The organism is Streptomyces ficellus (assembly GCF_030406405.1).
GTDB classification, from domain to species: Bacteria; Actinomycetota; Actinomycetes; order Streptomycetales; family Streptomycetaceae; genus Streptomyces; species Streptomyces ficellus_B.
This window is the reverse complement of the sequence record NZ_JAUEPL010000024.1, coordinates 40,212-67,088: the sequence shown is the minus strand read 5'-3', so window position 1 is coordinate 67,088 and position 26,877 is coordinate 40,212. Positions and strand designations below refer to the sequence as shown.

Below are 26,877 nucleotides of genomic sequence, written 5' to 3'. Positions count from 1 at the left end.
ACCAGCGCATCATGTGGTCGGACATGATCGGCAACACCATCGGTCTGATCGCCCTCGCGCTCGGCTGGCGCCGCTCCATATGGACCTGGCACGCCCAGTTCCTCTCCGGCGTCGTCCTCATCGCCGCGTACGCCTCCGCCCAGCTCAGCGGCGGTGTCGGCAAGCAGCTCCTGGTCATCGGTGTGGCGCTGTGGGGCTGGCGGCAGTGGCACCGGGGCCGGCAGCAGGCCCAGGACGGCTCCATCGCCGTCCGGTTCGCCTCCTGGAAGGAGCGCGGGCTGCTGCTGGCGGGCGCGGTGCTCGGCACACTCGCCGTCGGCGGCGTCTTCACCCTGTACCCGTCGCTCTCCTGGAGCCCCTGGGCCGACGCGTACATCTTCGTCGGCACACTCGTCGCGATGGTCGCCCAGGCCCGCGGCCTGGTCGAGTTCTGGTTCGCCTGGCTCCTGGTGGACCTCGTCGGCGTCCCGCTCGCCTTCAGCAGCGGCCTGGCCTTCTCCGGCCTGGTGTACGTGATCTACTTCGCCCTCGTCCTGTGGGGTATGCGCGACTGGTGGCTCAGGACGCGCACTCCGGCTCTGGAAGGAGCACCGGCATGACAGCGCTCACCGTGTGGGACGCGACCGACCTCGCCCTCGACCCCGTCGAGCAGGCCATCCGCGACATCGCCGCCGGCCGTCCCGTCGTGGTCGTCGACGACGAGGACCGCGAGAACGAGGGAGACCTCGTCATCGCCGCCGAGATGGCCACGCCCGAGATCGTCGCCTTCATGATGAGCGAGTGCCGCGGGCTGATCTGTGCCCCCATGGAGGGCGACGAACTGGAGCGCCTCCAGCTCCCGCAGATGGTCGGCGACAACACCGAGTCCATGAAGACGGCCTTCACCATCTCCGTCGACGCGGGCCCCCAGCACGGCGTGACCACCGGCATCTCCGCAGCCGACCGCGCCACCACCCTCCAGCTCCTCGCGGGCGGCAGCGCACAGCCGTCGGACTTCGTCCGCCCCGGCCACATCTTCCCGCTGCGCGCCCAGCCCGGCGGCGTCCTCGTGCGCAACGGCCACACCGAGGCCGCCGTCGACCTCGCCCGGCTCGCCGGACTGCGCCCGGCCGGCGCGATCGTGGAGATCGCCGGCGAGGACGGCGTCATGCTCCGCCTCCCCGAGCTGGTGCCCTTCGCCCGCAAGCACGGCCTGACGATCATCTCGATCGAGGACCTCATCGCCTACCGCCGCGGCAACGAGCCGACCGTCCGCCGCGAGGCCGAGGTCCGCCTGCCCACCGCCCACGGCGAGTTCACCGCCTACGGCTACCGCTCCACCGTCGACGGCGTCGAACACATCGCGCTCGTCCACGGCGACCTCGGCGACGGCGACGACATCCTCGTACGCGTCCACTCCGAGTGCCTGACCGGCGACATCTTCCACTCGCTGCGCTGCGACTGCGGCCCCCAGCTGCACGCCTCCATGGAGCGGGTCACCGCGGCCGGCCGCGGCGTCGTCGTCTACCTGCGCGGCCACGAGGGACGCGGCATCGGCCTGCTGTCCAAGCTGCGCGCGTACGAACTCCAGGAGCGCGGCCACGACACCCTCGACGCGAACCTGGAGCTCGGCCTGCCCGCCGACGCCCGCGACTACGCCGCCGGCGCCCAGATGCTCGCCGACCTCGGCGTCCGCAGCCTCCGGCTGATGACCAACAACCCCGACAAGGTCGCCGCCCTCGTCCGGTACGGACTGACGGTGAACGGCCGCGAGCCCATGCCCGTCCAGGCCGGCGAGCACAACCTGCGGTACCTGCGCACCAAGCGCGACCGGATGGGACACGACCTGCCGTGGCTCGACGCCGCCGCCGGCGCGTCGCCCTGCAACAACCAGTAACGAACCCGATCCAGAGCACCGAGGAGACACGTACGTGAGCGGCAAGGGCGCACCCGAACTGAGCGTGAAGAACTGCGGCGACCTCCGGGTGGCCGTGATCGCGGCCCAGTGGCACGAGAAGATCATGGACGGCCTCGTCAACGGCGCCCTGCGCGCCCTGCACGAGCTCGGCATCGACGAGCCGACCCTGCTGCGGGTCCCCGGCAGCTTCGAGCTCCCGGTCGTCGCCAAGGTCCTTGCCGGCCGCGGCTACGACGCGGTCGTCGCGCTCGGCGTCGTCATCCGCGGCGGCACCCCCCACTTCGAGTACGTGTGCCAGGGCGTCACCCAGGGCCTCGTCCAGGTCTCCGTCGACACCGGCGTCCCCGTCGGCTTCGGCGTACTGACCTGCGACACCGAGGAACAGGCCCTGGACCGGGCCGGCCTGGAGGGCTCGAACGAGGACAAGGGCCACGAGGCGGTCACCGCCGCCGTCGCCACCGCCACCACACTGCGCACCGTCAGCGAACCCTGGCGCTGAGTGGGCGGCCCCCACCCCGTACTCTTGAGGGCATCATGGCGAACAAAACCTTCGAAGAGCTCTTCACCGAGCTGGAGCTCAAGGCCAAGACCGGCGACCCCGCCACCTCCCGCACCGCCGAGCTGGTGGACAAGGGCGTCCATGCCATCGGCAAGAAGGTCGTCGAGGAGGCCGCCGAAGTGTGGATGGCCGCCGAGTACGAGGGCAAGGAAGCCGCCGCCGAGGAGATCTCGCAGCTGCTGTACCACGTCCAGGTGATGATGGTCGCCCGCGGGATCTCACTCGACGACGTCTACGCGCACCTCTGAGCCCCACCACCCGTCGCACCGAACCTCCTTTTCACAGTTAGGAAGCCCACCCCATGCTGCGCATCGCCGTCCCCAACAAGGGTTCACTGTCCGGACCTGCGTCGGCGATGCTCCATGAGGCCGGCTACCAGCAGCGCAAGGAGTCCAAAGAGCTGGTGATGGTCGACCCGGAGAACGAGGTCGAGTTCTTCTACCTCCGCCCCCGCGACATCGCCATCTACGTCAGCTCCGGCAAGCTCGACATCGGCATCACCGGCCGCGACCTGCTGCTGGACTCCGGCGCCAACGCCGAGGAGATCCTCCAGCTCGGCTTCGCCCGCTCCACCTTCCGCTACGCCACCCGGCCCGGCACCGCGAGCGGCCCCGCCGACTTCGGCGGCATGACGATCGCCACCTCCTACGAGGGCATCGTCGCCAAGCACCTCGCCGATCAGGGCATCGACGCCTCCGTCGTCCACCTCGACGGCGCGGTGGAGACCGCCATCGAGCTCGGCGTCGCCCAGATCATCGCCGACGTCGTGGAGACCGGCACCTCGCTGCGCAACGCGGGCCTGGAGGTCATCGGCGAGCCGATCCTCACCTCCGAGGCCGTCGTCATCCGCCGCACCGGCTCCCCCGCCGACGACCCCAAGGTGCAGCAGTTCCTGCGCCGCCTCCAGGGCGTCCTGGTGGCCCGGTCGTACGTGATGATGGACTACGACTGCCGCGCCGAGCACCTGGAGCAGGCCGTCGCCCTCACCCCCGGCCTGGAGTCCCCGACCGTCTCCCCGCTGCACAACGAGGGCTGGGTCGCCGTCCGGGCCATGGTCCCCGCCAAGGAGGCGCAGCGGATCATGGACGATCTGTACGCCCTCGGCGCGCGCGCGATCCTGACGACGGAGATCCACGCCTGCCGCCTCTGAGCGCGCCGACGAAACAGGTCGAAACCGACATGTCTGATACTCAACTCCCGGTGCTCCCGGTCACGTTCCGGCCCACCCGCACCCGAGCGGTCCTGCTGACCGTGGGCACGGCGATGTTCGCCGTCATCACCGCCGTCGCGCTGATGCTGGAGAACCTCGGCCCGGGGGAGCGCGCGAGCTTCATCTTCGTCGCCGCGCTCTTCTTCGGCGTCCTCGCGCTGCTCAGCCGCCCCAAGGTCGTCGCCGACGAGCGGGGCGTCACCGTCGTCAACCTCACCCGGACACGCCGCCTGGAGTGGGCCGAGATCCTGCGCGTGAACCTGCGCGAGGGCGACCCCTGGGTGTTCCTCGACCTCAGCGACGGCACCAGCATGCCCGCCCTGGGCATCCAGCCCGGCATCGGCAAGCAGCGGGCCATCCGCGACGCGCGTGCGCTGCGCGAGCTCGCGGAGACGCGGGGCACCGGCACGGACACGGCCTGACCGCTCCCATGCCCGGGCCCCGTGCCCGGCCCGTGCCCGGCCCGTGCGCCAGGACGGCGCCGGCCCGGCTCGGAGCCGGGCGGACCGGACCGTTGTCCCCCGTACGGGCGGCAACCCCCTGCCCCACCCGCCCCCGGCGTGATTACTCTTGTGGCGGTGGCGCCGAGCGCGCCACCGCCTCGCGCATACGGCAGCACACCCGCGCACACCCGCGCACCCACGCCGGCGGGGCACCTTCGACCCGAGGAGTGATTCCCTCCAGCAATGGACGGATCGTCCGGTAGTACCTGCGCCGCCCCCTCCAGCGAGGCGGCGGCATGACCACCCCCCTCCTGCTGCTCGCCGCGGCATTCCTCCTGATCCTCGCCAACGGCTTCTTCGTGGCGGCCGAGTTCGGCCTCGTCACCGTGGAGCGCGCCGACGCCGAACGCGCCGCCGCCGAGGGCGACCGGCGAGCCCGTACCGTCGTCACGGCCCTGCGCGAGCTGTCGTTCCAGCTCTCCGGCACCCAACTCGGCATCACCCTCACCTCACTCGTCGTCGGCATGCTCGCCGAGCCCGCGCTCGCGCGGCTCCTCGACGGGCCGCTCACCGCGACCGGACTGCCCCAAGGGGCCGTCTCCGGGGTCGCGGTGGCCATCGGCATGCTGGGCGCCTCCGCCGTCCAGATGGTGATCGGCGAGCTGGTCCCCAAGAACTGGGCGGTGTCCCGCCCGTTGCAGGTCGCGCGGTTCGTCGCCGGCCCGCAGCAACGGTTCTCGGCCGCGTTCCGGCCGGTGATCGCGCTGCTCAACGCCGCCGCCAACCGGCTCGTGCGGCTGCTGGGCGTCGAGCCCACCGAGGAGCTCGCCTCCGCCCGTACGCCCGGCGAGCTGGTCTCGCTGGCCCGGCACTCGGCGCGGGCCGGCGCCCTCGAACAGGACACGGCCGACCTCTTCGTGCGCACCCTGTCGCTCGGCGGGCTCACCGCGCAGCACGTGATGACGCCACGCGTGAAGGTCAGCGCGCTGCGGACCGACGCCACCGCCGCCGACGTCCTCAACCTCACCCGCGCCACCGGCCTGTCGCGCTTCCCCGTCTACCGGGACCGCATCGACGAGATCGTCGGCATGGTCCACCTCAAGGACGCGCTCGCCGTGCCCGCGCACGAGCGGCTGCGTACGCCGGTGGGCCGGATCGCCCTCCCGCCGCTGCTCGTCCCCGAGACGCTGCCCGCCCAGGCGCTGCTGGAGCGGCTGCGCAGCGAGCAGCCGATCGCCGTCGTCGTGGACGAGTACGGTGGCACGGCGGGCGTGGTCACCCTGGAGGACATCGTCGAGGAACTCGTCGGCGAGGTCCGCGACGAGCACGACGCCGAGGCCGACGACCGGCCGGAACTGGCCGCCGTCCCCGCCGAGGACGGCCGCCCCGCGTGGGAAGCCGACGGAAGCTGCCGCGTCCACACCCTGAAGCGGATAGGCCTCGACGTCCCCGACGGCCCGTACGAGACCGTCGCCGGACTCGTCGCCGACCTCCTCGGCCGCATCCCCGCCCCCGGCGACCGCGCCGAACTCCCCGGCTGGCGCCTCTCCGTACGCCAGGTCGACCGCTACCGCGCCGAGCGCGTCCGGCTGATCCGTACGGCGGACGTCATGGAGGCCGTGGGATGAGCGTGCTCCAACTGCTCTTCGCGGGCCTCCTGGTGCTCGCCAACGGCTTCTTCGTGGGCGCCGAGTTCGCCCTCGTCTCCGTACGCCGCAGCCAGATCGAACCGCTCGGTCCGGGCTCCAAGCGGGCCCGCCAGGTCCTGTACGGCCTGGAGAACCTGCCGCAGATGATGGCCGCCGCGCAGTTCGGCATCACCGTCTGCTCACTGACCCTCGGCGCGGTCGCCGAACCCACCGTGGCCCACCTGCTGGAGCCGGTCTTCCACGCGCTGCACGTGCCCGCGAGCCTGATCCATCCCCTCGGCTACGTCATCGCCCTCGCCGTGGTCGTCTTCCTGCACCTCGTCATCGGCGAGATGCTCCCGAAGAACCTCGCCATGGCCGCCCCGGAGAAGACCGCGCTGTGGCTCAGCCCCGGCCTGGTCGGCTTCGCCCGGCTGTGCCGCCCGGTCACGGCGGCGCTCGGCGCCTGCTCCCGGTTCATTCTCAGGGCGTTCGGGGTCGAGCCGAAGGACGAGGTCGAGGCGGTCTTCACCAGCGCCCAGCTCGGCCGGCTGGTCGAGGACGCCGGCCAGGCCGGGCTCCTCGACCCGGCCGAGCAGGAACGGCTGGAGGACGCCCTGGAGCTGGGCAGCCGCCCGGTCACGGACGTCCTCATCCGGCATTCCGCCCTGGTGACGGTCCCGCCCTCGGTCACCCCGGCCCAGGTCGAGGAGCTGACCGTACGCACGGGATTCTCCCGTTTCCCGGTGTGCGCGGAGGGCGGCGGCGCGTTCATGGGCTTCCTGCACGTGAAGGACGTCCTGGACCTGGAGGACGCCGACCGGGCCGTGCCGCAGCACGTGTGGCGGCCGATGGCCACCCTGCGGGCGGAACTCCCGCTCGACGACGCGCTCACCGTGATGCGCCGCGCGGCCACCCACCTGGCCCAGGTCGCGGACGCGTCCGGCCGGGTGCTGGGCCTGGTGGCGCTGGAGGACGTCCTCGAAATGCTCGTCGGCGAAGTCCGCGACCCCTCCCACCGCCCGCCCGCGCCCCCGCCCACCGCTACGGCTACGCCTACGGCACCGACCGGCACTCCGGCCACGGCCGTGGGCTCCGGTATCGGTATCGGTATCGGTATCGGTATCGGTATCGGTATCGGCTCCGGCCCCGGGTCCGGTTCCGGTTCCGTCGAGGAGGCCGCGTCCAGCGTCGATCCGGCGGACGGGGTCCTTACGTCGTGAGGCGCGCCCCGGTGCGGGGACAGCCGCGCCGGGGCGGTCAGTAGCCGGGGGAGGCCGGGGGGTCCTGGAGGCCGCGGTGAAGAGGGCCGCGGCCCGAGAGGACCTCCCCGTACGCCTGCATCAGGTCAGGGAGCCGCAGCGTCGCCAGGTCCTCGCGGGTGGGCGTCGCGGCGTAGCCGGACAGCCGGAGATCGCGGTACGCGCAGGACTTCTCGTACAGCGTGCGCAGGAACCTGCCGTTGCCGAGCTCATCGATCCAGCCCTGGTCCACCACATGGCCGCTGATCGAGCGCAGCTCCTCCAATGCCTCCTCGTCCCATACGTCGCCGTTCGCCGCCGCGAGGACCTCACCGATCGCGGTCAGTTCGAGCGGCCGGTACGAGGGGAAGTCCACCCGTGTGGTGAAACGGGACGACAGGCCCGGGTTGATGGAGAGCAGCCGGTCCATGCCCTCCGGGTAGCCGGCCAGGATCACCACCAGGTGGTCCCGGTTGTCCTCGGCGCGTTTGAGGAGCACCTGCAAGGCCTCGTCGCCGTACGCGTCGCCCTTGCTGTAGCCCGAGTTGGACAGGGAGTACGCCTCGTCCACGAAGAGCACCCCGCCGAGCGCCGAGTCGATCAGCTCGTTGGCCTTGACGGCGGTCTGCCCGAGGAACTCGCCCACCAGGTCGGAGCGTTGGGCCTCCACGAGATGGTCGCCGCCGAGCAGCCCGAGGGCGTAGAAGACCCGGCCCAGGATCCTGGCGACGGTGGTCTTGCCGGTGCCGGAGGGCCCGGAGAAGACAAAGTGACGTTTCGGCGGCTGTACGGGAAGACCCTGCCCGGCGCGCAGCCGCGCCATCTCCAGTTGCGCCGACAGCGCCTTGACCTGGCGTTTCACCGGCTCCAGGCCCACCATGCGCTCCAGCTCGGCGAGTGCCTCGGCGAGCAGCGCGGGGTCGGTGGGGCTCGCGGGGAACGCGGGGGGCCGTGGCTGGCCGGGGACGGCCGTCTTCTCCCGCACCCCGTGGGCCGGCGGCGGGGGAGTGGCCGGCCCGGCCGGGGGCTGCGCGTCGGCGCCCCGGCGCGGCCCGTCACCGGGCGGGCCGTCCGCGCCGTCGGCCAGGTCCACGGAGTCCCTGGCGTCCAGGGCCGCGTCCTGGCCGACGCCTGCCAGCGACACGGTCGCCAGGCCGGCCGCCGGGTCGTCGGTGCCGTCCAACCCGTCGTACTCGGCGATGGCCGCGAGCCGCGCGGCGGTGTCCATGAAGGCCGGGTCGATCCGGTACACCGCCCGGTACAGGGGCAGCGCCGCCGCGCTGCGGCCGGTGCCCTCGTGCGCGCGGGCCAGCCAGTACCGCAGCTCCTTGCGCTGCGGCTGCTCGCTGCGGCAGCGCATCAGGGCGGCGGACAGCAGGGGCTCGGCCTGCCCGTACATCTCCAGGCGCACCCGGGCCATGCCGCCGAACAGGCCGGCCTCGATGCCGAGCAGCGGATCGTTGACCAGCGGTTCGGTGTGGCGCACCAGCTGGTCCCAGTCCTTGACCAGGTAGGCCCGGCAGGCGTGCAGGAAGCGGACCTGCGGGTCGGTGTCGACGGGCGGCAGACCGGCGAGCGCCCGGTCCAGCTCCGGCACATGGCGGCCGTCCAGCCAGTGCGAGGCGTGCGCGAGCAGCAGATCGCGCGGGCTCTCCAGGACGGGCTGGACCCACCAGCCCAGCCAGTACCAGGAGTTCAGCGTGCGCCGGTGGCGGGCGCGCTGCTCACCGAAGCGGTCCCGGTTGCGGTACATCCGCAGCAGCGCGGTGGTCGTGTCGACGCGCAGCGCGTGCAGCCCGAGCCAGCCGTCGGCCATCCCCGGATCGATCCGCACCGCCGTCCGGAACTCCTCCTCCGCCTGCGGATACGCCCCCATGGTGTAGGCGTCCACGCCACGCAGCCAGGCAAGGTCGGCCGGGGCCTGCGTGCGCTGCGTGCCGATGTCCATCGGGTCCCCCACAACCGTGTCCCCGTACCTGTCCCGCCGGGCGGCCGCCCGCCGGAAGCGTTCCCAAGCGCCCTTCCACGAACGGGATTTGACCGCACCGAGGGGCATCGTACCTGTACGGGGAGTGTCTGCTTAAGGGCGCCGCGAGTGATCGGAACGTGGTGACCCACGGTGAGATTCGGGGGCTCAAGCGGCGCTGGAGGGGTGATCGGGGGCAGAACGAAGCCCCCGATCACGGGGGAACAACCGGGGGCTTCGCGTCTGCGGCGGCCTCTGAAAGCCGCACATTGAGAACGTAAGACCTGTACGCCTCGTCGGTCAAGCGAAGTTGGGGCACTGCGAGGGGCTGATTTCCGACTGCTCAGTACGGCGGCCCAGACCGGTCACGGTCCGTGATGAAATGGTTCGTACCCGCTGTCGCAGCGGGCCCCGCCAGCCACTGGTATCCCACCGTGCACTCGCGTACCAGCACGTCGGCGAAAGGACGGGACGGGTCCGCGGCGAAATGGCGTGTCTCCGCCACCGTCCATCCGTCCCAGAACGCGTACTGCGCAGGTCCGTCCCGGTGGCGGCCCCGCGCCCACGACTCCTGCGGCCCCCGCTCCATCCACAGCAGCCGGGCCAGCCGCGGCCGCAGCGCCCGGCGGCCGGCGCCCACGCCCTCGATCAGGACGACAGGGACGGGCGGGAGCGGACGGGGCGGCCCGAAGCGGCGCAGATTCCAGTCGTACGGGTGAAAGTGCGCCACCTCGCCACGGCTCAGGGGCTCCAGGACCTCGGCCCGCAGGCGGTCGGTCCAGGCGAACAGCTCGTCGTGCGTGGCGATGTCGTCCAGGTGGAGCACGGGTGCGCCGCCGAGCGCGGCCGCGAGCCGGCCGGCGAACGTGGACTTGCCCGAACCGGCGTGACCGTCGACCGCGACCAGCCGGACCGGGCCGCAGGAGGGCGGCAGCGCGCGCAGCGCGGCGGCGTGGCGGTCGAGGTCGTCCATGCGGACCACCCTACAAAGCCACAGGTGAAGACCAATATTGGTGCCGCGACGCGAGCCGGATCGCTGGCAGAGCGGCCTGGCGAACCGGGATAGTGAGCGCACAGTCGTACATCCCGACCGCACATCCCGACCGACCGGGGGTCACGCCATGACCAGTTCCCCGCCGTCCGCCGCGCGCAGAACCGTGCTCGCCGCCGCGCTCGCCGCCGCCGGCACCGCCGCTTCCTCTCCCTGGGCCGCCACGGCCGCCACCGCCCGCCCCCAGGTGCGCGCGTCCGGCCTCATCGACAACCACTTCTGGACCTCCTCCACCGACTGGTGCTCCGGCATCCGCTCGGGCACCCGCGCCCTCACCGGTGACCGCCCGGCGCTGGTGATCGACGCCCCCGCCGGGCGCACCGACTACACCGATCCGCACACCGGCACCAAAGCCGCCTGGGAGTACGCGACGTGGACGTCGCCCGAGCACGTCCCGACCGTCCCGGCGACCGAGCTCGTCGCCTCGTGGAACGCCGGCACCCCGGCCGGCACCTGGATCGCGGTGGAGCTGAAGGGCCGTTACTCGGACGGCGCCGAGACCCCCTGGTACGTGATGGGCCGCTGGGCGGCCGGTGACGGGGACATCCGGCGCACGTCGGTCGACGGCCAGAAGGACGGCAGAAGCGCGGTCCGGACCGACACCCTCTCGCTCGACGATGCCGCGAGCGGGCTGCGCCTGGTGTCGTACCGGCTGCGGCTCACCCTCTACCGCAGGCCCGGCACCGGGCTCACGCCGACCGTGTGGCGGGCGGGCGCCATGGCCTCGGACGTCCCGAACCGCTTCACCGTGCCCGCATCCGAGCCGGGCCTCGCCCGCGAGCTGGTCGTCCCGCGTTACTCGCAGAACACACACATCGGCCAGTACCCGGAGTACGACAACGGCGGCGAGGCCTGGTGCAGCCCCACCTCGTCCCAGATGATCATCGAGTACTGGGGCCGCAAGCCCACCGCCGAGGACCTGGCCTGGGTGAACCCGGCCTTCGCCGACCCGCAGGTCTGCCACGCCGCCCGCTTCACCTTCGACTACCAGTACGACGGCTGCGGCAACTGGCCCTTCAACGCCGCCTACGCCGCCACGTACGACGACATGAGCGCGGTCGTCACCCGGCTGGGGTCGCTGACCGAGCTGGAGACCCTGATCCGCGCGGGCATCCCCGCGATCACCTCCCAGTCGTTCCTGGCGGAGGAACTGACGGGCGCGGGCTACGGCACGGCGGGCCATCTGATGACCGTGATCGGCTTCACGGCCGAGGGCGATGTGATCGCCAACGACCCGGCGTCGCCGAGCAACGAGGCCGTACGCCGCGTCTACCGGCGCCGCGAATTCGAGAACGTCTGGCTGCGTACGAAGCGCTACAACGCCACCGGCAAGGTGGTCTCCGCCACGGGCGGCGTCTGCTACCTCTACTGGCCCGCCCACCCCACGGCCGCGCAGCGCAAGGCCCTGGAGGCGGTCGGCGTCCGCTGAGGCCGTCCGGAGGCGTGATGAACGTCTCTACCCCGGTGGCCGTCCGTGCTGGCACTGTGGTCTGGTCACCGGGGAACACCCCTCAGCCAGCCGACAGAGCGAGAAACCATGACCACGACCGCCGCTGCCGCCGCTCCCCGCGCCCGTACCGGAGGCCCCGATGACGACGGCCCCCAGCTGCTGGAGCACGCCCTGGGCTGGGTGCTCGTCGTCGTCTTCGCCATGCTGGTCACGCAGGCCGGCCTGCTGTGACGAGCGCCCCCCTTCGTCCCCTCACCTGATCGGCTCGCCGTTCGCCGTGTCGCCGCTCCCGCGACCGGCCGCGCGGGGTTCCGGAATGATCACGACCCCGTGACGGGAGCCCTCCGATCGGGCATACTCAACGCGCCACAGCCGCTGGTCAGCTCCTTCCGCGACCCGGGAGGAGAGCATCGGCGAAGCAGTGAGACCCGGCGGCGCCGCCCACCCCTTCGCGCGCGCCCGCCGCAGCGCCCGACAGGGAGGAGAGCGCCGCCATGCCCGACCGCGCCCCGCAGCCGGTGGAACGTCAGCTGCCCACCGAGGAATCCAGGGACCTCATCGCCCTGGTGCGCGACATCGTCCAGCGGGAGATCGCTCCCCGGGCCGCCGAGGAGGAGGACGCCGGCCGTTTCCCCCGGGAGATCTTCTCGCTGCTCTCCGAATCCGGCCTGCTCGGCCTGGCGTACGACTCCGCCTTCGGCGGCGGCGACCAGCCGTACGAGGTCTACCTCCAGGTACTCGAAGAGCTCGCCGCCGCCCGCCTCACCGTGGGCCTCGGCGTCAGCGTCCACTCCCTCGCCTGCCACGCCTTGGCCCGCTACGGCACCAAGGAGCAGCGGGCCGAGCACCTGCCGGCCATGCTGGGCGGCGGACTCCTCGGCGCCTACTGCCTCTCCGAGCCGTCCTCGGGCTCCGACGCCGCCTCCTTGCGTACGAAGGCGGTCAGGGACGGCGACGACTGGATCATCAGCGGCACCAAGGCGTGGATCACCCACGGCGGTGTGGCCGACTTCTACACGGTCCTGGCCCGCACGGGCGGCGAAGGGGCGCGGGGCATCACCGCGTTCCTGGTCCCCGGGGACGCGGAGGGGCTGTCGGCCGCGGCGCCCGAGAAGAAGATGGGCCTGAAGGGTTCGCCCACCGCCCAGCTCCACTTCGACGGCGTACGCGTCCCGGACGCGCGCCGGATCGGGGACGAGGGGCAGGGCTTCGCGATCGCGCTGTCCGCGCTGGACTCCGGTCGCCTCGGTATCGCCGCGTGCGCCATCGGCGTCGCCCAGGCGGCGCTGGACGAGGCCGTCACCTACGCCACCGCGCGGCAGCAGTTCGGGCGCCCCATCGCCGACTTCCAGGGGCTGCGGTTCCTGCTCGCCGACATGGCCACCCAGGTCGAGGCGGGCCGCGCGCTGTACCTGGCGGCCGCACGGCTGCGTGACGCGGGCCGGCCCTTCGCCCAGCAGGCGGCGATGGCCAAACTGTTCTGCACGGACGCGGCGATGAAGGTCACCACCGACGCGGTCCAGGTCCTCGGCGGCTACGGCTACACCGCCGACTTCCCGGTCGAGCGCTATATGCGCGAGGCGAAGGTGCTGCAGATCGTCGAGGGGACCAACCAGATCCAGCGCATGGTCATCGCCCGTCACCTCCTGGGCCCCGAGACCCGCTGATCTTCCCCGGGAGCGGCCATGCCGGCGCCGCCGTGAGCCTGGTCCACTCCTGGTCATGGCGGCCCGGAACGGTCCTGCCGCTGCTGGACCAGTGGCGGATCAGGGCGCGGTAGATGGGCGGGTCGGCGGGCTGGGGAACCGATTCTGCCGCGCCCGGGACCATGCGGCTCACGCCGTAGCCGCTCGTCGGGTACGTCGAGTACAGCGAGGTCATGCACGGCCAACGCGGGGCGGTCGGGACTGGTCACCCCCGTGAGGATTCGGGCGCCAGTTCCCGTCCCTCCCCGCGGGGAGGGACGCCTGACCTGACGGTTTGTCAACTGTCTTTGGTGTGCCGGGCTCCCGCACCGGTTGCGCCGGGCTCGCGGCGGCGGTGCGGGATCCGGTTACCGCCGGCGCCGTGCCTGTCAGGCGGCGCGGCGCATCGGGGACATGGGGCGGTGCGCCGGGCGCGGCACCTTGATCGGGCGCGAGCCGGGGCCACCCACGTGGGAGAAGGGCTGCGTCCGCCAGTCGAGCCCCTGCGGCAGCGTCAGCAGCAGGCCCGTCTCCTGCTCCAGCAGCTCCAGCGTCTCGTCGGCGGGACTCGCCTCCGAGACCGACCGGCCGGTGCCGGTGCAGACCGACAGGACGAACGGATTCCACGGCGTGGGGCACAGCGCGTGCTCCGGCAGGACCTCCTCGTCCGCCAGCAGTGCGATCGGCTGAACACAGTCCGGGCAGATCACCCGGAACATCTCGAATGTGTCGTACGCGTCGAGTTCGTCGTCCTCGTGGGACGCGACGGAATCAACAGGATCCTGCATGGAGAATCTCCCCCTCGGGTGGGCCGACCAGGCTCTTGCGGCCTCGACCACAGCAAGCAATTCCCTTCCGGTCGACCGGATAACCATCCGGTCACGGAGGACACCCCCCGTAAACCTGTGGCCTTGGTCACATGCCGCTCGCAGATGCCCTTCCGGGGCTGCGCCGACTGTGCCGCGAGGCACCTGGGGCAATAGGTTGACCGCATGGAGGAGCTGGATCGTCAGATCGTCGAGTTGCTCGTCAAGGACGGGCGCATGAGCTACACCGACCTGGGCAAGGCCACGGGCCTGTCCACGTCGGCGGTGCATCAGCGCGTACGCCGTCTCGAGCAGCGCGGAGTGATTCGCGGCTATGCCGCCGTCGTCGACCCCGAGGCGGTCGGGCTGCCGCTCACCGCGTTCATCTCGGTGAAACCGTTCGACCCCAGCGCCCCCGACGACATCGCGGACCGGCTCGCCGACATCCCCGAGATCGAGGCCTGCCACAGCGTCGCCGGCGACGAGAACTACATCCTCAAGGTCCGTGTGGCGACCCCGCTGGAGCTGGAGCACCTGCTCAGCCGCATCCGTTCGCAGTCGGGCGTCTCCACCCGCACCACGGTGGTCCTCTCCACCCCGTACGAGGCCCGTCCGCCCCGCGTGTAGGCGCCTCTCTAGGCTGGTCACCATGACCGAGAGCGAACACCGCACCGTGCTCCTGCGCGGTGGAGACGTCCACAGCCCCGCCGACCCCTTCGCCACCGCGATGGTCGTCGAACGGGGCCATGTCGCCTGGGTGGGATCCGAAGGCGCCGCCGACGCCTTCGCCTCCGGCGTGGACGAGGTGATCGACCTTCAAGGGGCCCTGGTGACCCCCGCCTTCACCGACGCCCATGTGCACACCACGGCCACCGGACTCGCCCTCACCGGCCTGGACCTGTCGGACACCCGCACCCTCGCCGAAGCCCTGGAGCGGGTACGGGCGCACAGCGCCGCGCGCCCCGGTGACCGGGTCCTCCTGGGCCACGGGTGGGACGCCACGCGCTGGCCCGAACGGCGCCCTCCGTCCCGTACCGAACTGGACGAGGCCACCGGAGGGCGCCCGCTCTATCTGCCGCGCATCGACGTCCACTCGGCGGTCGTCACAAGTGCGCTGCTCGACCTGGTTCCGGGCGTCACCGCCATGACCGGCTACCACCCGGACCAGCCGCTCACCGCGGCCGCCCACCACGCGGTACGCGCCGCCGCGCACGCCGCCGTGACCCCGGGCCAGCGCGCCGAGGCCCAGCGCGCCGCCCTGCACCACGCGGCCTCCCTCGGCATCGGCACCCTGCACGAGTGCGCGGGCCCCGAGATCTCCGACGAGGACGACTTCACGGGCCTGCTGGCCCTCGCGCAGCAGGAGCCGGGCCCCCGCGTCGTCGGCTACTGGGCCGACACGGACGTGAAGCGGGCGGCCGCCCTCGGCGCGATCGGCGCGGCCGGCGACCTCTTCGTGGACGGCTCCCTCGGCTCCCACACCGCCTGCCTGCACGAGCCGTACGCCGACGCGGGCCACACCGGCACCGCCCACCTCGACGCGGCCGCCGTCGCCGCGCACGTCACCGCTTGCACGGAGGCCGGGGTCCAGGCCGGCTTCCACGCCATCGGGGACGCCGCCGTCAGCGCGGTCGTCCAGGGCATGCGGGCCGCCGCCGAGGCGGTGGGCCTGGCGCGCGTGCGCGCCGCCCGCCACCGCGTCGAGCACGCCGAGATGCTCACCCCCGCGGCCATCGCCGCCTTCGCCGAGCTCGGCCTCACCGCCTCCGTACAGCCTGCCTTCGACGCGGCGTGGGGCGGCGAGGACGGCATGTACGCGCAGCGCCTGGGCGCCGAGCGGGCCCGCACCCTCAACCCGTACGCCGCGATGCTGCGCGCCGGAGTCCCGCTCGCCTTCGGCTCCGACAGCCCGGTGACCCCGCTGGACCCCTGGGGCACCGTCCGGGCCGCCGCCTTCCACCGCACCCCCGAGCACCGGATCTCGGTGCGCGCCGCCTTCACCGCCCACACGCGGGGCGGGTGGCGGGCCACCGGGCGCGACGACGCCGGGGTCCTCGTACCGGGAGCCCCCGCCGACTACGCGGTGTGGCGCACCGGCGACCTGGTCGTCCAGGCGCCCGACGACCGCGTCGCCCGCTGGTCCACCGACCCGCGCTCCGGGACGCCCGGCCTGCCCGATCTCACCCCCGGCGCCGACCTTCCCGTCTGCCTGCGCACCGTGGTTGCCGGACGCACCGTCTTCGTACGACCGAACGAGTGACGTAAAGACGTTCCGGGCTCCGGCCGTCACCCCGGAAGGCCCGTCCGCGACCTGCGGATCTTCCCCGCTGACCTGCTGATTCGGCCGAATCGTCGCAGGTGGGGCGGGTGTTGACAGCGAGCGGGCGGCGGCCGGTAGGTTCGGCCGGGTCCACCGCAGGAGGAGGGTGCGACCCGGGTGGGGCCCGGACGTTCAGTAGACAACGGCTCTCGGACGACCCGCAGCCAGCGGGCCCCAGGTCGGCCCGAAGGACGTCGGGCCCCCACTCGCGCCCGCTTCCCCACCGCCGCCGCGCCGCGCCCCGCCGGCGGCTCGCTATGGTGGTGACCCGCGCACGGACGTAAGGGGCAGCAGTGAACGACGGTGGCCAGAGGCGCTACGGCCCGCTCGGCAGAGCCTTGGTGATCATCCCGACCTACAACGAGGCCGAGAACATCAAGGCGATCGTGTCCCGGGTGCGCGCCGCCGTGCCGGACGCCGACGTCCTCGTCGCCGACGACAACAGCCCCGACGGCACCGGCAAGATGGCCGACGAACTGGCCGCCGCGGACGACCACGTCCACGTCCTGCACCGCAAGGGCAAGGAAGGGCTCGGAGCCGCCTATCTGGCGGGCTTCCGCTGGGGCATCGAGCACGACTACGGCGTCCTGGTCGAGATGGACGCCGACGGCTCGCACCAGCCCGAGGAGCTGCCCCGGCTGCTGACCGCCCTCAAGGGCTCCGACCTGGTGCTCGGCTCCCGCTGGGTGCCGGGCGGCCGGGTGGTGAACTGGCCCAAGTCCCGCGAGCTCCTCTCCCGCGGCGGCAGCACCTACTCACGCCTGCTCCTCGACGTCCCGATCCGGGACGTCACCGGCGGCTTCCGCGCCTTCCGCAGGGAGACCCTGGAGGGCCTCGGGCTCGACGACGTCGCCTCGCAGGGGTACTGCTTCCAGGTGGACCTGGCCCGCCGCGCGGTGGCCGCCGGGTACCACGTCGTGGAGGTGCCCATCACGTTCGTGGAGCGGGAGCTCGGCGACTCCAAGATGAGCCGGGACATCGTGGTCGAGGCGCTGTGGCGGGTCACCGCGTGGGGCGTCGGCTCCCGGGCCGGCCGCATCCTCGGCCGCAAGCCCTCCTGATCACCCCTTTACGCCGCCCTGGCGGGCTCCCAGGCACACTGGGAGCATGACGACCGGCACACCGCCCCCTCCCGCCCCCAGGCGCTCCCGCGCCCGCACACTGGTTCCCCTCGGCATCGCGGTCTGGCTGGTGCTGGAGATCTGGCTGCTGACCCTCGTGGCCGGTGCGGCCGGCGGACTGACCGTACTGGCCCTGCTGATCGGCGCCGGCCTCCTCGGCGCGGCGGTGATCAAGCGCGCCGGGCGCCGGGCCTTCCGCGCGCTCACCGAGACGCTCCAGCGGCAGCAGTCGGGCCTCGCGCCGGGCCAGGAGCGGGGGAGTACCGGAAACGGCTTCCTGATGCTCGGCGGGCTGCTGCTGATGCTGCCCGGGCTCGTCTCGGACGTGGCGGGACTGCTTCTGCTCGTACCGGTCGTACGGACGATGGCCGGGCGGTACGCGGAGAAGGCGCTGGAGCGGCGTATGCGGGCCGCCGTCCCCGGCTACGGCCCCCTGGGCGACGCCTTCCAGCAGGCCCGTACGCACCGGCCCGGCGGGAAGGTCGTGCCGGGCGAGGTCATCCGCGACGACAACCCCCGGCAGCCCGGCCCGTACGACGAAGGCCCCCGCCCGCCGCTGACCCGCTGAGGTCCGTCCCCGTCCCTGGTACAACGCAAAGCCGCGGGGCGGCGGTACACGATGTGTACCGCCGCCCCGCGGCTCCTGCTTCCGACGCTCGCCGTTGAGCGATTACGCGGTTACGCGGACTTCCGGCTGTCGCGCGGATGCACGGCAATGTTCATGGCGCCGGAGCGCAGGACCGCCAGCCTTTCGGCCAGCACCTCCTCGAGCTCCTCGCGGGTGCGCCGCTCCATGAGCATGTCCCAGTGCGTACGCGCCGGCTTGCCCTTCTTTTCCTCGGGGCCGTCCCCGTCCACGAGGAGTGCCTGGCTTCCGCAGACCTTGCACTCCCACTCCGGCGGAATCTCCGCCTCGACCGAGAACGGCATCTCGAATCGATGCCCCTTCTCGCATGCGTACTCCACCGCCTGGCGCGGGGCCAGATCGATGCCGCGGTCGGTCTCGTAGCTGGTCACCACGAGGCGCGTGCCGCGAAGAGCTCGCTCACTCATGAATCGTGCCTCCCGGGCTTGTCGCCCACAGGACAGGTGTCGCTGTCGTCGTCATCCGGTCAACGTCCGGTCGGCGGTAAAGATTCCCGTTGCGGGTCATGCGTCGCCCGTCGTGCCGCCCCTTGTTGTACCCACCAGTGCCCGGTTTGTCACATCTGGCAGCAGATGTCACCCAGCGTCTTTACTTCCAGAGCACGCAGTAACGGTCCGCCTGGCAGGCCAAAGGCGTACACTAGCGGCCTTTCACTTCCGCGTCTAAATCCGGCCGGGTGCGGCGTTGCCCGCGGCGGCCACCGCGCGCCGCACCGGGACCCTCGCCAGCAGGGCGAATCCCAGCGCGAAGAAGATCGCCAACGAGATGATGGCATCCCGGTAGCTGCCCGTCAGCCGATACGCGAGCCCGAACACCAATGGCCCCAGCCGGCTCAGCCCCCGGTCGCTCATCTCGTAGGCCGAGAAGTGCTCCGCCTCCTTGCCGCGCGGCACCAGATGCGAGAACAGCGAGCGCGACAGCGCCTGGCTGCCGCCCAGGACCAGCCCGATCGCCGCGGCCGGCGCGTAGAACCACACCGGCGCCCCGGCGGGCAGGAAGCATCCGGCCGCCAGGATCAGCGTCCAGACGGCCGGCGAACCCAGGATCGTGCGTTTCGCGGTACGAGGGCCGCTGGCCCGGTCGGCGGTTTCGGCGCCCACGCCCGCCCCCTCGTTCTTCCCCGTGGAGAGACGGGCGGCGGGCTCAGACCCAGACTCCCCGGTCGGTCAGTACCGTGCGCAGCGTCTCCAGATGATCCGTCATGATGCCATCCACGCCCAGGTCGAGGAGAGCGGCCATCCGGTCCGGGTCGTTCACGGTCCACACATGCACCTGAAGACCCCGCGCGTGCGCGGCCCTCACGAACCGCCGGTCGACCACGCGGATCCCGTGCTGGCGCTCCGGCACCTGCGCCGCCACCGCGCCCGCGCGCACCGCCGCCGGGATCCCGTACGAACGCAGCCGCAGCCCCAGCACCCCGCCCACGCCGTACGAGGTGGCCAGGCGAGGTCCCGCCAGCCGCAGCGCCCTCGCCACCCGGCCCTCGTTGAACGAGCCGACGCACACCCGGTTCCAGGCGGCCGCCCGGCGGACCAGCTCCATGAGGGGCGCCAGGGCGGACTCCGCCTTGACGTCCACGTTCCAGCGCGCCTCCGGGAACTCCTCCAGCAGCTCCTCGAAGAGCGGCACGGGCTCCTTGCCCGCCACCCGCGCCCGGCTCACCACACTCCACGGCAGGTCGCGGATCCGGCCGCGGGCGTCGGTCACCCGGTCAAGCGTGGCGTCGTGGAAGGCGACCAGCCTGCCGTCGGCGGTGGTGTGCACATCGGTCTCGAAGTAGCGGTAGCCGGCGGTGGCGGCCCGCCGGAAGGCGGCCACGGTGTTCTCCAGCCCGTCCGCCGCCCCGCCCCGGTGGGCGAAGGGTATGGGGAAGGGGTGGTCCAGATAGGGGTGGCGTACGCGAGTCACCGCCGCAGTATGGCCTGCCGTGGTGTCCCGGAGGCGACGACCGTGCTGCCGCCCTCCTGAGCGGGGATGGCGAACAGGCGCAGGAAGAGCTGCGCGAGCGGGCCGATCGCCAGGGCGTACAGCACTGTCCCGATGCCCAGGGAACCGCCGAGCAGGAATCCGGTGACGACGACGGCGACCTCGATCGTCGTGCGGACCAGCCGGATCGAGCGGCCGGTGAGCCGGTGCAGAGCGGTCATCAGGCCGTCGCGCGGCCCCGGACCGAAACGGGCGGCGATGTACAGGCCGGTCGCCGCGCCATTGAGGACGATCCCGGCGGCCATCAGCGCGATCCGCGCCGGAAGGCCGTGGGCGTCCGGGAGGAGCCACAGGGCGCCGTCCATCGCGATACCGATGACGAAGACATTGGACACGGTGCCCAGGCCGGGCCGCTGCTTGAGCGGGACCCACAGGACGAGCACGGCCGCGCCGACGATGATCAGCACCACCCCGATCGACAGGCCGGTCAGCCGGGACAGACCCTGGTGCAGGACGTTCCACGGCTCCAGTCCCAGCCCGCTGCGCAGCAGCATGGCGGAACTGACCCCGTACAGGGTCAGGCCGATGTAGAGCTGGAACAGCCGGCGGGTGAGGTGCCGCCCCGCTCGTGGGCCGGATGTGCTGGACACGTGGTGCCCCCCGATGTGGTGGTAGTGGACTGACTCGTGTCACTCTGTGGCGGGGGATCGGGCCCCAATCAGGGCCAATTCAAGGAAGGTGGACTGGATTCCATGGCTGAGTGGACTTCGGCGGTGGGCCCCGCCCAGCTTGCCCGGCAGCTGACCGCCCAGCAGCCGCGGCCGGCCGGGCCCGGCACGCGTAAGCCGCCCGCCTACCGCGCGCTGGCCGACGGCATCCGGCTGCTGGTGCTGGAAGGGCGCGTTCCGGTCGCCGCCCGGCTGCCGGCCGAGCGGGAGCTTGCCCTCGCCCTGTCCGTCAGCCGTACGACAGTGGCGGCGGCGTACGAGGCGCTGCGCGCCGAAGGGTTCCTGGAGTCGCGCCGGGGCGCCGGGAGCTGGACGGCCGTGCCCGCCGGCAACCCGCTGCCCGCGCGCGGCCTCGAACCGCTGCCGCCCGAGGCCCTCGGCTCCATGATCGACCTGGGCTGCGCCTCGCTCCCCGCCCCCGAGCCCTGGCTGACCCGCGGCTTCCAGGGGGCGCTGGAGGAGCTGCCGCCCTACGCCCACACGCACGGGGACTACCCGGCCGGGCTGCCCACGCTGCGGCAGACGCTCGCCGACCGCTACACGGAGCGGGGCATCCCGACGATGCCCGAGCAGATCATGGTGACGACGGGCGCGATGGGCGCGATCGACGCCATCTGCCACCTGTTCGCCGGGCGCGGCGAACGGATCGCCGTGGAGTCGCCCTCGTACGCCAACATCCTCCAGCTGATGCGGGAGGCCGGCGCCCGCCTGGTGCCCGTCGCGATGGAAGAGGGCCTGGCCGGCTGGGACCTGGCCCGCTGGCGGCAGGTGCTGAGGGACGCCGCGCCCCGGCTCGCCTATGTCGTGGCCGACTTCCACAACCCGACCGGGGCCCTGGCCGACGCGGACCGGCGGCGCGGGCTGGTCGACGCGGCCCGTTCGGCCGGGACGGTGCTCGTCGTCGACGAGACCATGTCGGAGCTGTACCTGGAAGACGGGCTGCAGATGCCCCGGCCGGTCTGCTCCTTCGACCCGGCCGGCAGCACGGTGCTCACCGTCGGCTCGGCGAGCAAGGCGTTCTGGGCGGGCATGCGCATCGGCTGGGTCCGGGCGGCGCCCGACGTGATCCGCTCACTGGTCGCCGCCCGCGCCTACGCCGACCTGGGGACACCGGTGCTGGAACAGCTCGGCGTCGACTGGCTGATGCGTACCGGCGGCTGGGAGGAGGCGGTCGCGCTGCGCCGCACCCAGGCGCGGGAGAACCGTGACGCGCTGATCCAGGCGGTACGCCGTGAGCTGCCCGACTGGGAGTTCGAGGTGCCGCGCGGCGGGCTCACCCTCTGGGTGCGCACCGGCGGCCTGTCCGGCTCCCGGCTGGCCGAGGTGGGCGAGCGCGTGGGGGTGCGGGTGCCCTCGGGGCCGCGCTTCGGCGTGGACGGTGCCTTCGAGGGGTACGTACGGCTGCCGTTCACCGTCGCCGGGCCGGTGGCCGACGAGGCGGCGGTACGACTCGCGGCGGCGGCCCGGCTGGTGCGGGCGGGCGCGAGCGCCGGGACGGGCGAGGCGCCGAGGACGTTCGTGGCGTAGGGCTGTCTGTCGGAACGTGCCGGGCTCCGGTGCCCCGGGTGCGCCGTCGGCCGCCTGCTTCGGGGGCTCGTGGCGCCCGGTGCGGTTGCCGGCCGGGCGTCAGCTTGTCAGCGGCTGGGGCTGCGACGGGGGCTGTGACGGAGGCGGGGGCTGCGACGGGGGCTCGAGGGCGGGTGCCGGGGCCAGGGCTGGTGCTGGTGCTGATGCCAGTGGCGGCGTCGGTCTCGGGTCCGTTGCCGGCTGCCGGCTCGGTGCCGGTCCGGGATCCGGTGCGGGCGTGTGGCCGGGAGGGGCTGCGGCTGCGGGTGCGGGAGTCACGGGGGGCTGGCGGTCGGGGAGCAGGTCCAGGACGGCCCTGCGGTGCGCCTCGGTCGTCGCGTCGTCGTACGGGTCGGGCGTCGCCGGTACCTGGAGCCGCAGGACCGGCCCCGTACCGAGCCGGGCGTAACCCCGTCCGTGCGGGACGTGCGGAACGGGCGTGGTGTGCGGGGCGGCGCCCAGGACCGACGCCACCTGCTCCGGCCCGGCCGGCCCGAGCACGACGCGGGCGCGGGTGTGCGCCCAGACCGGCTCGCTCAGCGCGTCCAGGCTGTCGAACTGCTCGGCCACCACGACGGTCACATGGGCAGCCCTGCCGTGCCGCAGCGGTACCTGGAGCAGCGCCTGCGGGTCCATCCGCCCGTCCGCCGCCGCCAGGTGCCCCAGGACGCTCGGCCGGTCCAGCAGGAGCCACAGCGGCCGCCTGGTGTCCTCGGGCGCCGGGTGCCCGGACTGCCGGGCCCGGTTCGCCGCGATCAGGCGTCGCTCCGTCTCGTGCGCCGCCCACTCCAGGCTCGCCAGCGCCCCCGCGAGCCCGCACTCCACGGCCAGCACCCCGGCGCGCCCCGTCAGACAGGCGTACTCGCCCGTCCCGCTGCCCTCGACGATCAGTACGTCGCCGTGCTGGAGCGCCTGGAGCGCGATGGACCGCACCAGGGTCGTCGTACCGCTGCCGGGCTGGCCCACGGCCAGCAGGTGCGGCTCCGTCGAGCGCGGCCCGGTACGCCACACCACGGGCGGGGCGTCCCACGAAGCGTCCCCGTCCCGCACGGGCAGCGTCCGCTGCACCGCGTCGGCGTCCGTGAAGCCCAGCACCGTCTCGCCCGGCACCGTGACGAAGCGCTGCGCGGCGATGGAGGTGGGCAGCGCGGGCAGCACCCGCATCAGCAGTTGGTTGCCCTCCTCGTCCCAGTCGAAGAGGTACTCGCGGCCCCGCCCGCACTTCGCGTGCAGCAACTGCTCGATCCTGGCGCGGCACTCGGCCTCGCCGTCCGTGAAGTACGCCGGGTAGGTGATCCGCAGCCGCGTCGGCCGGCCGTCGCCGTCGAACTCGACGTCACCGAAGGCCCTGGCCCAGTCACCGCCGTGCGCGAAGAGCGGGCTCGGGTCGTCGGGCACGGAGAAGTACGGCACCAGAGCCTCGTACAGCGCCCGGAGCCGCTCGCTCTCCGCCTCGCCGGGCCCGCTCCTCACCTCGGGGCGCTCGCGTCCCCGCCACGCGGCCGCGCCCATCACCGTGATCAGGGCCAGCAGCGGCCCGTACGGAATGAGCGCGACGACCAGCACGCAGGCCGCGGCCAGGAACAGCGCGGGACCGCGCCGCTCCTTGGGGGTCGCGACCCACTTGGCGCGCCCGGCCGCGGCCAGCCTCCGCAGGCCACGGGTGATGGTGATCAGCGGATGGAGGACGTCCGTGGCGCCCTCGGCGGCCGTGCGCGCGATCTCTCGACCGCGGGCGATCCGGGCGGTGGCGCTGCTCGGAATGCGGGGAAGTGGTCGCCGGGCCACGTCGTACTCCTGAAGTCGGGGAAGGGACGAGGGGCGTCAGAACTTGATCCCGCCCAGCAGGCTGGCGAGGCTCGCCCCGCCCGCCGTGATGCTGGGCGCGATCGCGGTGCCCGCGAGGTAGAAGCCGAACAGCGCGCAGACAAGGGCGTGGGAGGCCTTGAGCCCGTCCTTCTTGAAGAAGAGGAAGACGATGATGCCGAGCAGTACCACGCCTGAGATGGACAGGATCATGAGGGGTTCTCCTGGGTGAGGGGACGGTCACCTTCAGTTGTTCCAGCCTCACAGGAAGTATCTATGTGATTAAAGGTGCAAATGGGTGAAGTTTCGGCGTTTTCACTTGACTGGCGGATAGCGGACGTCTCCGCGCGCGTGTCACGTCCGGTGGATCTTCTCGCCTGATCATTGCCGCTGCCGGGCCGGGCCATGTGCGAGCCCGGGCAGTACCCTGTCGGTTCACTCGTACGGCGCCCCCGCCGTACGCACCGGTCCATCCAGGTCCACGCAGGTCAACGCGGCTGCCCCGGCCGCGTGTCAACGAGGTGAAAGGCGGTCCGCCCGATGAGTGAAACCCCGGACTCCGACGTGATCGAGCTGGCGTCCAAGATCTTCGATCTGGCGCGGCGCGGCGACGCCGACGCCCTCGCCGCCTACCTGGACGCGGGTGTCCCGGCGAACCTCACCAACGAGAAGGGCGACTCCCTGGTGATGCTCGCCGCCTACCACGGCCACGCCGCCGCGGTGGAGGCCCTGCTCGCCCGCGGCGCCGACGCCGACCGCGCCAACGACCGCGGCCAGACGCCCCTCGCCGGCGCCGTCTTCAAGGGCGAGGTCGCCGTGATCCACGCCCTCCTGGCCGGTGGCGCTGATCCGGAGGCAGGGACTCCGTCCGCGGTGGATACCGCCCGGATGTTTGGGAAGACAGACCTCCTGGAGCTGTTCGAGTCCCGGTGAACGGGTCCCGAACCCCAGGTGAGTGCGGGGCGAGTCCTCGGTGAGTCACCGGCGAGTCCCCAGGTCACAGCGGTGCCGTAAATGTGGTCGCGGTGGCGAAATGGCTGGGTCATCATGACGTCGGGCCCGCAGCGGGCCACCGACGAGAGGCAGAGGAAGATGGTCATCACCAAGCTGGTCATCACCAAGCGGAGGACGACGGGCGGCTCCACATGTTGCTGCGCGGCCTAGGTCATCACCGTTCCCCGGTCATCACCCCGGGATCCCCGGTCTTCTCCGGGTGCGTCGACAGCTTGATGTGAGGCATTTTCCATGTTCGATCCGGTCATAGCGCCGAGCGGCACATTGCTCGGCCTGTTGCAGAGGGGTCGCGGCGACGGCACGCTGCACGCGCTCGCCGCGCCACGGGCGGAAGCCCTCGCGGCCCTCAACCACTGTGTTCTCAGCGACCCGCGCCAGGACTGGCAGGTCGAGAACCGGTCCCTCTACTACGCACGCCTCTACCTGGATCTGCACGGCGGGCTGGACGAGATCGAGACCCACCTCTTCGGCGCCGAGGACCACCTCGACACCGAGGAGTCACGCACCGGGCTCGCCCTCGCCGTCCTCGGACACCTCGCCTCATACGGTCGTGACGACGCCCTGGCGCTACTGCGCCGGTACGCCGCGACCGGCACCAACTGGGCCTGGGCGCTGGACGAGCTCGCCCTGCGCGACGACGACTCCGGGCTGCGTACCCTCGCCGTCCCGGTCCTCGCCAGGTTCCCGGCCACCCCGGAGGGCGACGCCGAGCTGGCCGCCGCCGTACGGGACGCCTTCGAGCCGCGCCCGTGGCGGCTGTGGGCCGAGGACCAGCGGGACGCGGTCGGCGCGCGGGTGCGCGCCGCCCAGGAACAGGGCTCCTTCGACCGCTGGCAGCGGCAGCTGCGGCCCACTGGACCCCGGCCGGGTTGGAGCGTCCAAGCCGTCTTCGCCTGGGCCGAGGAGGGCCTGGAGCGCGGCTCCGTGCTGCACGTGCCGGCCGCCCGCTGCCTCACCGCCGTGGCCGGCCCCGATGACCGGCCCCTCATCGTCGAGGCGGCCCGCAGGGGGCCCGACGGCGCCCGCTGCGCCGCCCTGCACTACCTCGCCGAAGCACGGGACCCGGCCGTGCTCGACCTCATCGAGGCCGCGGCCGCCAGTGACTCCCGTACCGTCGCGGAAGCCGCCGTCGCCGCCTTCGAGCGCATGTGCGGCGAGGCGGCCGTGGACCGGGCGCGGGGCTGGGTGCACCGTCCCGACGCGCTGGGAGCGTCCGCGGCCGGCGTGCTCGCCTGCCGGGGCGACGCCCGGGACGCCAAGCTCGTGCTCGGCGCACTGCGTGAGGCGGTCCGCGCCGAGGGCCCCGACGCGCCGTCGCTCTACGCGCTGGTCGACGGCACGGGCCGGCTGGGCGTCGCCTGCGCCGCGCCCGTCCTGCGGCACGTCTACCGCGAGACCGCCTCCTCCCAACTGCGCGGGCGAACGGCCCGGGCCCTCGCCGCGACCGACCCCTCCTTCCCGACCGGGTTCGCCGTGGAATGCCTCTGGGACTGCGAGGAGACCACCCGCGAGATCGCCGCGCTGCACGCCGAGACCGGCGACGTCCGAGTGGCCGAGCGCCTGCGCCGCCTCGCCGCCGACCCGGCGGAGGAGGACGAGGTCCAGACGGCCGTACGGAGCAGGATCGGCCCCGACCTGCCCGCGATCTGACACGCCGCGCCGAGCCGCGCCGCGCCCACCGCGCCCCACCGCGCCGTGCCCCACCGTGCCGCGCCCCACCGCGCCGCGTCGGCCGGGCGGTCGACGGCCGGGCGGGGGTGCGGTGGGGCGTGAGCTTCACGCCGGTGGCCGGGCGTCGCAAACGCTCATGGGAC

The 26,877-nt window shown here is 72.8% G+C and carries 26 protein-coding genes and 1 pseudogene; 18 read left to right on the top strand and 9 right to left on the bottom strand.

Going from position 1 to position 26,877, the window contains the following annotated elements; genetic code table 11:
- Positions 1 to 11 precede the first annotated feature (11 nt).
- From QWM81_RS17295 to QWM81_RS17260, 8 genes are all read left to right on the top strand, one after another.
- Positions 12 to 599 carry a nicotinamide mononucleotide transporter family protein gene (locus tag QWM81_RS17295; RefSeq protein WP_290112942.1) on the top strand — a complete coding sequence of 196 codons (588 nt, stop codon included), beginning with the start codon at positions 12 to 14 and terminating at the stop codon, positions 597 to 599.
- On the top strand, positions 596 to 1,876 hold the full coding sequence (locus QWM81_RS17290) for a bifunctional 3,4-dihydroxy-2-butanone-4-phosphate synthase/GTP cyclohydrolase II (RefSeq protein WP_290112918.1): 1,281 nt from the start codon (positions 596 to 598) through the stop codon (positions 1,874 to 1,876). Before QWM81_RS17295 ends, QWM81_RS17290 begins: the two co-directional genes overlap by 4 nt.
- Before the next feature lie 34 nt (positions 1,877 to 1,910).
- Positions 1,911 to 2,396, top strand: coding sequence for a 6,7-dimethyl-8-ribityllumazine synthase (ribH, locus tag QWM81_RS17285; protein ID WP_290112917.1), 486 nt, complete (start codon positions 1,911 to 1,913; stop codon positions 2,394 to 2,396).
- A 35-nt stretch (positions 2,397 to 2,431) separates the two neighbouring features.
- Positions 2,432 to 2,704 carry a phosphoribosyl-ATP diphosphatase gene (locus QWM81_RS17280; protein ID WP_290112916.1) on the top strand — a complete coding sequence of 91 codons (273 nt, stop codon included), beginning with the start codon at positions 2,432 to 2,434 and terminating at the stop codon, positions 2,702 to 2,704.
- Between the two features lie 53 nt (positions 2,705 to 2,757).
- On the top strand, positions 2,758 to 3,606 hold the full coding sequence (hisG, locus tag QWM81_RS17275; RefSeq protein ID WP_290112915.1) for an ATP phosphoribosyltransferase: 849 nt from the start codon (positions 2,758 to 2,760) through the stop codon (positions 3,604 to 3,606).
- 29 nt (positions 3,607 to 3,635) lie between these two features.
- Positions 3,636 to 4,088 carry a PH domain-containing protein gene (locus tag QWM81_RS17270; protein WP_290112914.1) on the top strand — a complete coding sequence of 151 codons (453 nt, stop codon included), beginning with the start codon at positions 3,636 to 3,638 and terminating at the stop codon, positions 4,086 to 4,088.
- 317 nt (positions 4,089 to 4,405) lie between these two features.
- The gene (locus QWM81_RS17265) at positions 4,406 to 5,737 is read left to right on the top strand and encodes a hemolysin family protein (protein ID WP_290112913.1); all 1,332 of its coding nucleotides are present in this window, start codon (positions 4,406 to 4,408) and stop codon (positions 5,735 to 5,737) included.
- On the top strand, positions 5,734 to 6,960 hold the full coding sequence (locus QWM81_RS17260) for a hemolysin family protein (protein ID WP_290112912.1): 1,227 nt from the start codon (positions 5,734 to 5,736) through the stop codon (positions 6,958 to 6,960). The genes QWM81_RS17265 and QWM81_RS17260 overlap by 4 nt, the downstream gene beginning before the upstream one ends.
- Positions 6,961 to 6,997: 37 nt before the next feature.
- Here the strand turns inward: QWM81_RS17260 and QWM81_RS17255 are convergent, their stop codons facing one another.
- Entirely contained in the window at positions 6,998 to 8,926 is a 1,929-nt protein-coding gene (locus QWM81_RS17255) for an AAA family ATPase (protein WP_290112911.1), read from the bottom strand.
- A 361-nt stretch (positions 8,927 to 9,287) separates the two neighbouring features.
- A complete protein-coding gene (locus QWM81_RS17250) occupies positions 9,288 to 9,917 on the bottom strand; it encodes a hypothetical protein (protein WP_290112910.1) in 630 nt (209 codons plus the stop codon).
- Positions 9,918 to 10,065: 148 nt separating this feature from the next.
- Here QWM81_RS17250 and QWM81_RS17245 point away from each other — a divergent pair, with 148 nt between their 5' ends.
- From QWM81_RS17245 to QWM81_RS17235, 3 genes are all read left to right on the top strand, one after another.
- Positions 10,066 to 11,424, top strand: a complete 1,359-nt coding sequence (locus tag QWM81_RS17245; RefSeq protein WP_290112909.1) for a C39 family peptidase — start codon at positions 10,066 to 10,068, stop codon at positions 11,422 to 11,424.
- A gap of 108 nt (positions 11,425 to 11,532) precedes the next feature.
- Positions 11,533 to 11,676: an SCO1431 family membrane protein gene (locus QWM81_RS17240; protein WP_290112908.1), complete on the top strand. Its 144-nt coding sequence runs from the start codon at positions 11,533 to 11,535 to the stop codon at positions 11,674 to 11,676.
- A 263-nt stretch (positions 11,677 to 11,939) separates the two neighbouring features.
- Positions 11,940 to 13,112 (top strand): acyl-CoA dehydrogenase family protein, encoded by a 1,173-nt coding sequence (locus QWM81_RS17235; RefSeq protein ID WP_290112907.1) that lies wholly within the window; start codon positions 11,940 to 11,942, stop codon positions 13,110 to 13,112.
- A gap of 407 nt (positions 13,113 to 13,519) precedes the next feature.
- Here QWM81_RS17235 and QWM81_RS17230 read toward each other — a convergent pair whose 3' ends face one another.
- On the bottom strand, positions 13,520 to 13,918 hold the full coding sequence (locus QWM81_RS17230; RefSeq protein WP_290112906.1) for a hypothetical protein: 399 nt from the start codon (positions 13,916 to 13,918) through the stop codon (positions 13,520 to 13,522).
- Positions 13,919 to 14,122: 204 nt separating this feature from the next.
- On the opposite strand from QWM81_RS17230, the gene QWM81_RS17225 reads away from it, so the two are divergent.
- From QWM81_RS17225 to fxsA, 4 genes are all read left to right on the top strand, one after another.
- Complete coding sequence (locus QWM81_RS17225) at positions 14,123 to 14,563, top strand: Lrp/AsnC family transcriptional regulator (protein ID WP_290112905.1); 441 nt, start codon at positions 14,123 to 14,125, stop codon at positions 14,561 to 14,563.
- A gap of 22 nt (positions 14,564 to 14,585) precedes the next feature.
- Positions 14,586 to 16,196, top strand: a complete 1,611-nt coding sequence (locus QWM81_RS17220) for an amidohydrolase (protein ID WP_290112903.1) — start codon at positions 14,586 to 14,588, stop codon at positions 16,194 to 16,196.
- Positions 16,197 to 16,549: 353 nt separating this feature from the next.
- Positions 16,550 to 17,317 carry a polyprenol monophosphomannose synthase gene (locus QWM81_RS17215; RefSeq protein WP_290112901.1) on the top strand — a complete coding sequence of 256 codons (768 nt, stop codon included), beginning with the start codon at positions 16,550 to 16,552 and terminating at the stop codon, positions 17,315 to 17,317.
- A 46-nt stretch (positions 17,318 to 17,363) separates the two neighbouring features.
- Complete coding sequence (gene fxsA, locus QWM81_RS17210; protein WP_290112900.1) at positions 17,364 to 17,945, top strand: FxsA family membrane protein; 582 nt, start codon at positions 17,364 to 17,366, stop codon at positions 17,943 to 17,945.
- A gap of 110 nt (positions 17,946 to 18,055) precedes the next feature.
- On the opposite strand, the gene QWM81_RS17205 is transcribed toward fxsA, so the two are convergent.
- The 4 genes and pseudogenes from QWM81_RS17205 to yczE all read right to left on the bottom strand — a co-directional run bounded on the left by QWM81_RS17205 (position 18,056) and on the right by yczE (position 20,599).
- A complete protein-coding gene (locus QWM81_RS17205; protein ID WP_026278069.1) occupies positions 18,056 to 18,430 on the bottom strand; it encodes an RNA polymerase-binding protein RbpA in 375 nt (124 codons plus the stop codon).
- Between the two features lie 255 nt (positions 18,431 to 18,685).
- Positions 18,686 to 19,084 (bottom strand): annotated as a pseudogene (locus QWM81_RS17200) (MFS transporter); the annotation flags it as partial.
- Between the two features lie 82 nt (positions 19,085 to 19,166).
- Positions 19,167 to 19,931 (bottom strand): glycerophosphodiester phosphodiesterase family protein, encoded by a 765-nt coding sequence (locus QWM81_RS17195; RefSeq protein ID WP_290112899.1) that lies wholly within the window; start codon positions 19,929 to 19,931, stop codon positions 19,167 to 19,169.
- On the bottom strand, positions 19,928 to 20,599 hold the full coding sequence (gene yczE / locus QWM81_RS17190; protein ID WP_353938311.1) for a membrane protein YczE: 672 nt from the start codon (positions 20,597 to 20,599) through the stop codon (positions 19,928 to 19,930). Before yczE ends, QWM81_RS17195 begins: the two co-directional genes overlap by 4 nt.
- Before the next feature lie 102 nt (positions 20,600 to 20,701).
- Between yczE and QWM81_RS17185 the strand changes: the two genes are divergently transcribed.
- A complete protein-coding gene (locus QWM81_RS17185) occupies positions 20,702 to 22,204 on the top strand; it encodes an SCO1417 family PLP biosynthesis transcription factor (RefSeq protein WP_290112898.1) in 1,503 nt (500 codons plus the stop codon).
- Between the two features lie 99 nt (positions 22,205 to 22,303).
- Here the strand turns inward: QWM81_RS17185 and QWM81_RS17180 are convergent, their stop codons facing one another.
- Both QWM81_RS17180 and QWM81_RS17175 read right to left on the bottom strand, forming a co-directional pair.
- The gene (locus QWM81_RS17180) at positions 22,304 to 24,031 is read right to left on the bottom strand and encodes a hypothetical protein (RefSeq protein ID WP_290112897.1); all 1,728 of its coding nucleotides are present in this window, start codon (positions 24,029 to 24,031) and stop codon (positions 22,304 to 22,306) included.
- A gap of 36 nt (positions 24,032 to 24,067) precedes the next feature.
- Positions 24,068 to 24,262, bottom strand: a complete 195-nt coding sequence (locus QWM81_RS17175) for a hypothetical protein (protein ID WP_017949565.1) — start codon at positions 24,260 to 24,262, stop codon at positions 24,068 to 24,070.
- A gap of 327 nt (positions 24,263 to 24,589) precedes the next feature.
- Here QWM81_RS17175 and QWM81_RS17170 point away from each other — a divergent pair, with 327 nt between their 5' ends.
- Both QWM81_RS17170 and QWM81_RS17165 read left to right on the top strand, forming a co-directional pair.
- Complete coding sequence (locus QWM81_RS17170; RefSeq protein ID WP_290112896.1) at positions 24,590 to 24,982, top strand: ankyrin repeat domain-containing protein; 393 nt, start codon at positions 24,590 to 24,592, stop codon at positions 24,980 to 24,982.
- A 312-nt stretch (positions 24,983 to 25,294) separates the two neighbouring features.
- Positions 25,295 to 26,713 carry a HEAT repeat domain-containing protein gene (locus QWM81_RS17165; RefSeq protein ID WP_290112895.1) on the top strand — a complete coding sequence of 473 codons (1,419 nt, stop codon included), beginning with the start codon at positions 25,295 to 25,297 and terminating at the stop codon, positions 26,711 to 26,713.
- Positions 26,714 to 26,877 lie beyond the last annotated feature (164 nt).

What these genes read in the sequence shown, in the direction of transcription:
- QWM81_RS17295 (WP_290112942.1), top strand. Translation starts at nt 12, where the DNA reads ATGTGGTCGGACATGATCGGCAACACCATCGGTCTGATCGCCCTCGCG.
- QWM81_RS17290 (WP_290112918.1), top strand. Translation starts at nt 596, where the DNA reads ATGACAGCGCTCACCGTGTGGGACGCGACCGACCTCGCCCTCGACCCC.
- QWM81_RS17280 (WP_290112916.1), top strand. Translation starts at nt 2,432, where the DNA reads ATGGCGAACAAAACCTTCGAAGAGCTCTTCACCGAGCTGGAGCTCAAG.
- hisG (WP_290112915.1), top strand. Translation starts at nt 2,758, where the DNA reads ATGCTGCGCATCGCCGTCCCCAACAAGGGTTCACTGTCCGGACCTGCG.
- QWM81_RS17270 (WP_290112914.1), top strand. Translation starts at nt 3,636, where the DNA reads ATGTCTGATACTCAACTCCCGGTGCTCCCGGTCACGTTCCGGCCCACC.
- QWM81_RS17265 (WP_290112913.1), top strand. Translation starts at nt 4,406, where the DNA reads ATGACCACCCCCCTCCTGCTGCTCGCCGCGGCATTCCTCCTGATCCTC.
- QWM81_RS17260 (WP_290112912.1), top strand. Translation starts at nt 5,734, where the DNA reads ATGAGCGTGCTCCAACTGCTCTTCGCGGGCCTCCTGGTGCTCGCCAAC.
- QWM81_RS17255 (WP_290112911.1), bottom strand. Translation starts at nt 8,926, where the DNA reads ATGGACATCGGCACGCAGCGCACGCAGGCCCCGGCCGACCTTGCCTGG.
- QWM81_RS17250 (WP_290112910.1), bottom strand. Translation starts at nt 9,917, where the DNA reads ATGGACGACCTCGACCGCCACGCCGCCGCGCTGCGCGCGCTGCCGCCC.
- QWM81_RS17245 (WP_290112909.1), top strand. Translation starts at nt 10,066, where the DNA reads ATGACCAGTTCCCCGCCGTCCGCCGCGCGCAGAACCGTGCTCGCCGCC.
- QWM81_RS17240 (WP_290112908.1), top strand. Translation starts at nt 11,533, where the DNA reads ATGACCACGACCGCCGCTGCCGCCGCTCCCCGCGCCCGTACCGGAGGC.
- QWM81_RS17235 (WP_290112907.1), top strand. Translation starts at nt 11,940, where the DNA reads ATGCCCGACCGCGCCCCGCAGCCGGTGGAACGTCAGCTGCCCACCGAG.
- QWM81_RS17230 (WP_290112906.1), bottom strand. Translation starts at nt 13,918, where the DNA reads ATGCAGGATCCTGTTGATTCCGTCGCGTCCCACGAGGACGACGAACTC.
- QWM81_RS17225 (WP_290112905.1), top strand. Translation starts at nt 14,123, where the DNA reads ATGGAGGAGCTGGATCGTCAGATCGTCGAGTTGCTCGTCAAGGACGGG.
- QWM81_RS17220 (WP_290112903.1), top strand. Translation starts at nt 14,586, where the DNA reads ATGACCGAGAGCGAACACCGCACCGTGCTCCTGCGCGGTGGAGACGTC.
- fxsA (WP_290112900.1), top strand. Translation starts at nt 17,364, where the DNA reads ATGACGACCGGCACACCGCCCCCTCCCGCCCCCAGGCGCTCCCGCGCC.
- QWM81_RS17205 (WP_026278069.1), bottom strand. Translation starts at nt 18,430, where the DNA reads ATGAGTGAGCGAGCTCTTCGCGGCACGCGCCTCGTGGTGACCAGCTAC.
- QWM81_RS17185 (WP_290112898.1), top strand. Translation starts at nt 20,702, where the DNA reads ATGGCTGAGTGGACTTCGGCGGTGGGCCCCGCCCAGCTTGCCCGGCAG.
- QWM81_RS17175 (WP_017949565.1), bottom strand. Translation starts at nt 24,262, where the DNA reads ATGATCCTGTCCATCTCAGGCGTGGTACTGCTCGGCATCATCGTCTTC.
- QWM81_RS17170 (WP_290112896.1), top strand. Translation starts at nt 24,590, where the DNA reads ATGAGTGAAACCCCGGACTCCGACGTGATCGAGCTGGCGTCCAAGATC.
- QWM81_RS17165 (WP_290112895.1), top strand. Translation starts at nt 25,295, where the DNA reads ATGTTCGATCCGGTCATAGCGCCGAGCGGCACATTGCTCGGCCTGTTG.